9 protein-coding genes and 1 pseudogene are annotated in these 6,448 nt (G+C 62.0%); 2 read left to right on the top strand and 8 right to left on the bottom strand.

The annotated features are described in order from the left end of the window. A partial coding sequence (locus tag L630_RS0120170; RefSeq protein ID WP_024849984.1) for a transposase occupies positions 1–199 on the bottom strand: 199 nt, incomplete at its 3' end. Between L630_RS0120170 and L630_RS0120175 the strand changes: the two genes are divergently transcribed. Then, on the top strand, positions 200–721 hold the full coding sequence (locus L630_RS0120175) for an amidohydrolase family protein (protein WP_024849985.1): 522 nt from the start codon (positions 200–202) through the stop codon (positions 719–721). A gap of 9 nt (positions 722–730) precedes the next feature. On the opposite strand, the gene L630_RS0120180 is transcribed toward L630_RS0120175, so the two are convergent. The 7 genes and pseudogenes from L630_RS0120180 to L630_RS23520 all read right to left on the bottom strand — a co-directional run bounded on the left by L630_RS0120180 (position 731) and on the right by L630_RS23520 (position 6,181). Beyond that, complete coding sequence (locus L630_RS0120180; protein WP_024849986.1) at positions 731–1,696, bottom strand: fumarylacetoacetate hydrolase family protein; 966 nt, start codon at positions 1,694–1,696, stop codon at positions 731–733. A 57-nt stretch (positions 1,697–1,753) separates the two neighbouring features. Further along, positions 1,754–2,704, bottom strand: coding sequence for an ABC transporter substrate-binding protein (locus L630_RS0120185; protein WP_024849987.1), 951 nt, complete (start codon positions 2,702–2,704; stop codon positions 1,754–1,756). Between the two features lie 25 nt (positions 2,705–2,729). After that, a complete protein-coding gene (locus L630_RS0120190; protein ID WP_024849988.1) occupies positions 2,730–3,494 on the bottom strand; it encodes an ABC transporter permease in 765 nt (254 codons plus the stop codon). Beyond that, positions 3,491–4,243 (bottom strand): ABC transporter permease subunit, encoded by a 753-nt coding sequence (locus tag L630_RS0120195; protein WP_024849989.1) that lies wholly within the window; start codon positions 4,241–4,243, stop codon positions 3,491–3,493. Before L630_RS0120195 ends, L630_RS0120190 begins: the two co-directional genes overlap by 4 nt. Beyond that, positions 4,240–5,028 (bottom strand): ABC transporter ATP-binding protein, encoded by a 789-nt coding sequence (locus tag L630_RS0120200; protein ID WP_024849990.1) that lies wholly within the window; start codon positions 5,026–5,028, stop codon positions 4,240–4,242. Before L630_RS0120200 ends, L630_RS0120195 begins: the two co-directional genes overlap by 4 nt. Before the next feature lie 244 nt (positions 5,029–5,272). Further along, positions 5,273–5,581: pseudogene (locus tag L630_RS21990) on the bottom strand (RidA family protein); the annotation flags it as partial. Between the two features lie 297 nt (positions 5,582–5,878). Beyond that, complete coding sequence (locus tag L630_RS23520; protein WP_024849991.1) at positions 5,879–6,181, bottom strand: hypothetical protein; 303 nt, start codon at positions 6,179–6,181, stop codon at positions 5,879–5,881. A gap of 57 nt (positions 6,182–6,238) precedes the next feature. On the opposite strand from L630_RS23520, the gene L630_RS0120215 reads away from it, so the two are divergent. Continuing rightward, positions 6,239–6,448 (top strand): transposase (locus L630_RS0120215; RefSeq protein WP_024849992.1); only part of this gene is annotated, 210 nt, incomplete at its 3' end.

Genomic DNA, 6,448 nt, shown 5'->3' on the forward strand with positions numbered 1-6,448 from the left:
AGGTGAACAGCTGTTGCGGTGTCAGGCCGTGTCGGCGTGCCACGGCACAGACCGTCTCGGCCGCCTCGTAGCTCTCCGCAACAATCCGGGCTTTTTCCTCCGGCGGCCACTCGCGCCGGCGACCCGAACCAGTGAATATCTCCAGCCGGCGGACCGGCTCATCATCCCTGGGCTTAAGCGTAAACTCTGAAATCGGCATATGTCGAAGCCCTCAAAGGCTTCGAACATCGTCCTTCACGCCCCAGCGCGAAAGGTGGAGCCGGGACATCGCTTACCTTCGCTTGGAGCACGGCTCAACCGCTTCTACCTGTCCAACGCGATAGGACAGCCAACCGAGACAACCATCGCGCTCAGTCACCTGATCTTCAGTGGCGTGTTCGACCGTTTCCCGCGCCTCAAGGTAGTCGGCGCGCATGGTGGCGGATACCTGCCTGCCTATATCGGCCGGTCCGATCACACCTGGCGGGTGCGGCCGGAGGCAAGGAGCTGTGCACGCGAACCGTCCAGCTACCTGCGCAACATCTGGGTGGATACGGTTGTCTTCGACCGTCAGCGACTAGCGGACCTTGTCCGTTATATGGGCGCCGATCGTGTCATGTTTGGAACCGACTATCCGTTCGACATGGCGGACTGCCGGCCGGACCAGGTCGCGTCTGCACTCAATGAGGCAGATCGCGTGGCGGTGATGGGCGGCACGGCCGCCGCCCTTTTCGACCTCTAGCCCTGACGATCAGACCTTCACGACGGCCTGATCGATCGCACCGAAAACCGAGACGCCGTCGGCGCCGATGCATTCCATGCGAATGCGGTCTCCGAAGCGCATGAAGCCAGTTTTCGGGGCGCCAAGATCGAGCATCTCTATGCCGCGGCGTTCGGCGATGCACGAGGAGCCGACTTCCCGGAAATTCGCATTCGAAACGGTACCGGAGCCAATGATGGTGCCTGCTACCAGATTTCGCGTGCGCGCCGCGTGCGCCACAAGCTGGTCAAACCCGAAGCTCATCTCATAGCCACGCGCCGCACCAAAACGTTCGCTATTCCAATCGATCAGCAACGGCAGATCCACACGGGCATCGCGCCAGTGGCTACCCAGCTCATCGGGAGTGACAGCAACCGGTGCCATCGAGCAGGCCGGCTTGCACTGGAGCCAACCAAAGCCCGTCTTCATCTCGATCGGGGCGATTGCGCGCAACGACCAGTCATTGATCAGGACGACCAGACGGATGTGGCTGCGCGCCGCTTCGGCTGGGGTGCCCATCGGAACCGCATCGCAAATAATGCCGAATTCGCCTTCGAAATCGATGCCGTCGTCCTCTGACGGCAGGGGAACATCCTCGGTCGGCCCAATGAAATGATCCGACATGCCCTGATACATCAGCGGCCTTGAAGGGTCAGTCTCGGCCTTGATGCCGAAGACTTTCGTCATCAGGTCTCCGTGGCTTTGGTAGGCTGAGCCGTCGAGCCACTGCCACGCGCGCGGCAGCGGAGCCATTGCTCGGGCGGGATCAAAGGGGCTGCCGCCACCAGCGTTCAGTTCAGCATACTGCCGCTCAAGAGCAGGAGCGTGCTCCTCCCAGGACTCAATAAGCGCCTGCAGGGTGGTTGGGCCTCTTGCAGGTTCGACCCGCTTCAGATCGCGGCTGACGAGATGAAGACGGCCGTCCGGCGTCCCGTCATTAAGTGTCACAAATTTCATGAATCGTCTCCTGCCGCCCGGGCCGAGCAGAACCGGGCGGTTTGCATCTTGCAGCGATCAGTTCGCTGGGAACGGGATGATGAACTGGTCGAGATCAACGGGTTCGCTGATCAACTGCTGCTCAAGGGCCAGCTTTTGCCAGAAGCCGAGGCTCTCCTCAGCTTTCAGTTCGCCGCCGAGATTCGGCATCGGCAGATTGGCTACGACGGGAGCTGGCAGGCTGGTGTAGCGCGCTACGCTCTCGCGTGCCGCATCCGGATTCGCGCGAATAAAATCTGCGGCTTCGCTCAGGGCTCGCTGCATCCCTGCGATCGCTTCAGGATTGGCCTCGGCCCATTCGGCCGTCGTAACGAAAATGCCGGCAGCGGAATTTGGCGTAACAACTTCCAAATAATCGCCAATCAGTTTGCCGACGCCCGACTGGACGGCGCGGGAGGAAAACGGATCGACGCTCGCAACCGCATCAACCTGGCCGGCCTTGATGGCGTCCCCCGTCTGCGGCAGGGAGATCTCGACGATGTTGACTGACTTCGGATCGACTCCCTGCGATATGAGCCACTGACGCATGGTGACGTCGAGGAGACCGCCAATGCCCGGCACGCCGACGCGCTTTCCGACAAGGTCTTTGGCCTCGTTGATGCCGCTGTCGGCACCGACGACGACACCACCGTTCGCCGGGTCCGGGAACACGTTGGTGGATGCAAATGCGCGTAGCTCTAGGCCGTTGTCGACTGCTTGCAGCGCGACGGTTGGCGTCGGCAAGCCAACCTGCGCAGAACCGGATACGATGCCTGCCACGATGACTGAGCCGTTGCTAGCCAGCTGCGGCGTGACGTCTACGCCGTGCTTGGCAAACAAGCCCTGGTCAGTCGCGACCCATGCGGTCAGGAAGCCTGACGTTGCCGTATAGAGCAACGTCACCTCGGTGCGTTCCTGCGCGTTCACAAAAGGCGTGGTAGCGGCCAGAAGCAGGGCTGTACCGACCCCGATCAACGTTCTGCGGTTCATGCGAATTTCCTCCTCTTTTATTTGACTAGCGGCGTTGCCAGCGCAGCGCGTATTTTTCGACCCAGGCAAAGAATGCGTTTGTGACCAGGCCGATCACGCCGAGCACGGCGATCCCGGCGAAAATGCCGGGAGCATTGAAGGCCCGCGCGGCAAGCAAGATGCTGGAGCCGAGGCCGCCCTGAACCGTAATCATCTCGCCCACCACCACCAGGATAAGCGCAACCGTCAGCCCCAGGCGGAGGCCGCTCATGATGTCCGGCAGCGCGCCGGGCAGCGCGATTTTCCAGATCAGTTCTACCCGCGACAGGCCGAGTGATTGCGCCACTTCAAGGCGACGCGGATGGATGCTGGAGAACCCGTGCACAGTTGTCAGCAGCATCGGCCACAGGGCGCCAAAGGCGATCAAGGTGAGGATCATGGCGTCGGTCAGGCCCAACAGCAGCATGACGACAGGTGCGATAGCGGACGCCGGCAGCGGTCTAAGTGCTTCAAACATGGGGGCTACCCAGGCACGCGCCCAAGCTGACGTGCCAACGATGGCACCCAAGCCTACGCCAATAACAGAGGCCAGAGCCCAGCCAAGCGCGAGCCGGCGCAGGGTCGTGAAGGTGTCCTGCAGCATGTCCCCGCTGGCAAGGCCTCGCTGCAGGGCGCGCCATGTCAGGTCGGGACCGGGAAAGAAGGCGCGGGGCAGTAGGCGCGCGTCGGCCAGAGCCTGCCAGCCGGCAAGCAGCACCACAAACACGCCGACCGAGGCCAGGAACCAGAACATCTGCCGGGATGCCTTCATCGCGGAGCTCCCCTCGTTGCAGGAAACAACAGGCCCTGCAGGCGCAGCATCACCCAGTTCAGTAACCAGCCGAGATATGCCACCCAGAACAGGGTGGCAAACATGTCTGCTGGTCGCAGGGAAGCGGAGGCTTGCATGAGCCGGGCGCCCAATCCCATGGGGTTGGCGGCGATCTCGACGGTGATGGCGACGATGAGCGCAATGCCGGCTGCGAGCCGCAATGCGACGAAGAGACGAGGAACGACCGCCGGAACGACAATCTTGATCACACGTGCGGCAAAGGAGAGATCCAGCGCCCGCGCCACTTCCCAAAGTCGCGGCTCGATCTGCCGGACTGCGTTTTCCGTCAGCACCAGAACGGGAAAATAGGTGGCAAAGGCGACGATCGCGATTTCGAGGCTGTAGCCAAAGCCAAATATCAGCAGCGCGATCGGCACGATCGATATCGACGGCAGGGGGCGTAGCAGCTCAACCGTCACCCGCATCAGCCTGGACAAGGGAGGAAGAATCCCGAACAGAACGCCTGTCGCCGCACCCAATCCAAACCCCAGTGCCAGCCCGAGCCCTCCGGCGGCGAATGTGTCGGCCGTATCTTTCCAGATGGTCGAGCCCGTGAGCGCAGCGCCTAACGCCAATATGATTTCGCGTGGCGCAGCTAAGGTGTCGCTTTGCAGGTCATGCCACATCGCCAATCCTTGCCACAGCAGGATCAGCGCGGCGGGGATGGCGAGGCCACGCAGCAGGCTCATTGCTCAAACTGCTGAATGAAGTCGAACAACTCGCGCCGCAGTCGCAAAAACTCAGGCATTTCCCGAGTGGAAAGCTGATTGCGCGGGCGGGGCAGATTCACATCGAACACGCGGCAGACGCGCCCGGGATTAGGTTCCAGCGCGATGATCCGGTCGCCGAGATAGATCGCTTCTTCCAGGTCGTGGGTAACGAAGAATGCCGTTACCGAGCTCTCCGCGACGATGGCGAGCACTTCGTCCTGAAGTTTCTGCCGGGTCATTGCATCCAGGGCGCCGAACGGCTCGTCCATCAGCAACACGTCCGGCTCCTGCGCCAGGCATCGCGCGATCTGAAGCCGCTGCTGCATGCCGCCCGACATTTCGGTCGGATATTTCTGCGTACTGTTGCCTAGCCCCACCTTGTTCAGCAATTCCCTGATGCGGGCAGGGCGCTGGGCACGTGGAACACCTGCCGCCTCCAGCGCAAGAGACACGTTTGCTTCAGCCGTGCGCCACGGCAGCAGCGCGTTGGCATAGTCCTGGAAGACGATGGCAACGTCGCGCGACGGCTTGGTATGAGCCTTTCCCCGAAAGGTGACGGATCCCGACGTGGGCGGCAGCAATCCGGCCAGCAGGCGCAGGAGAGTCGTTTTGCCGCTGCCCGACGGGCCGATGACGCAGACGAACTCGCCCTTGCGCAACTCGAGGTCTACGCCCGCCAGCACTTCGACTGCACCGAAGCTGACACAGGCAGACTGGATCTGCAGCAGGCCACTCCCGTCTGCCGGTCCCATCACTTTGGTCATCCCCCCAATCCAAGCCTCCCTGTTGATGCGCAACTAAGGTCGTGCCCATCCATATGTCAAATGAATGGGATCGATGCGCAACATAAGACCGGCGTATGCGGGGTTATGGCTGTTTGCACGTCGGGGAAATCCCGAAGAGGGGGAAAGCGGCGGGCACCGCAATCCGCGAAGGATCGACTATCTACCACGGTGCCCTGAGGCGGGGCTAGACAGACGCTATTGTCTCGCAATTAGAGGAGAGAACTCACGCCTCAGCGATCATGGCGATCGAGACCTTCATATCCGCGATGCGGACCGGCATCTTCGCGCCTTGCCGGGCAGGTGGGTTCTGAGGAAACCACTTGAGCCACTCTTCATTGGCACCGGCAAAGTCTTCCTCATCGGCCACAATCAGCGTCGCACTAACCGCTTTTTCCAGACTGCTGCCAGCGGCGGTGAGAATAGCGGAGATGTTTCGAAGGCACTGGGCCACCTGGGCCTGGACCGGACCTTTGACCAACTCGCCAGTGGACGGATCAATTGGCGCTGTACCCGACACGAAAACTAATCCTGCGGCCTTTACGGCCTAACTGTAGGAAGGCGGCGCCGCCGGAGCCGCTTGGGTGGAGATGATGGTGCGCGACATTTGCTTTCTCTAGGTTGGATCGGGACGGAACAAGGCTCCGCTACCTCCGGACGAAGTCAAGGATAATCCACGTCAGGAGCGAGCCGCCCTGTTGCTTGACAGGATGCAGCCTTCGTCACGCGCCACCTCCAGGCTCGCCGGCCGCAACCAAACAGCGGATAGGACGTTCAGGCATCCGAGCAGGTCCCTCCGCCGGCTCTTCAATCCAGAGGTGCCGGTTTGTCCTTATCTCAGGTGCGTCAGCGACTGGTTATCGCCGGGGCTGGTTTGACGGCCGCGCTGCTGGCGCAGCGGCTGGCCCCAACGGGCGCCGAGATCACGATCCTCGAAGCCGCTCGCGCTCCGTTTGGGGAACACACCTGGTCGTTCCATCTCGCCGACGTGTCGCCTGTTGATCTGGCGTGGCTCGAGCCGCTGATCGCTCATCGCTGGGCTGGACAGACGGTTTGTTTTCGCGATTTCGAACGGCAGCTCTCCTCTGGCGGTGACGTCCCCGGACGTGGTGTAGCTGGGTAGCGCGGCGGTCATCGGCGCTTTCCGGTAGGGTCTGGTTGCGAGACCAACCCCTTTCCGGAAGGAACACCGATGACCGACGACATGATGAACCTGCGCGCGCTGGTGGAGAAGACCCCCGACGCCGATCTCCTGCGCGAGATGATCGGCTTTGCCGCCGAGCGGTTGATGGAGATGGAGGTGGGTGCGGCCACCGGCGCCGCTTATGGCGAGAAGAACCCGCTTCGTCTGGCCCAGCGCAACGGCTATCGCGACCGGGACTGGGAGACGCGGGCCGGAACC

Origin of the sequence: Aminobacter sp. J41 (assembly GCF_000526635.1) — a bacterium.
Lineage (GTDB): Bacteria > Pseudomonadota > Alphaproteobacteria > Rhizobiales > Rhizobiaceae > Aerobium.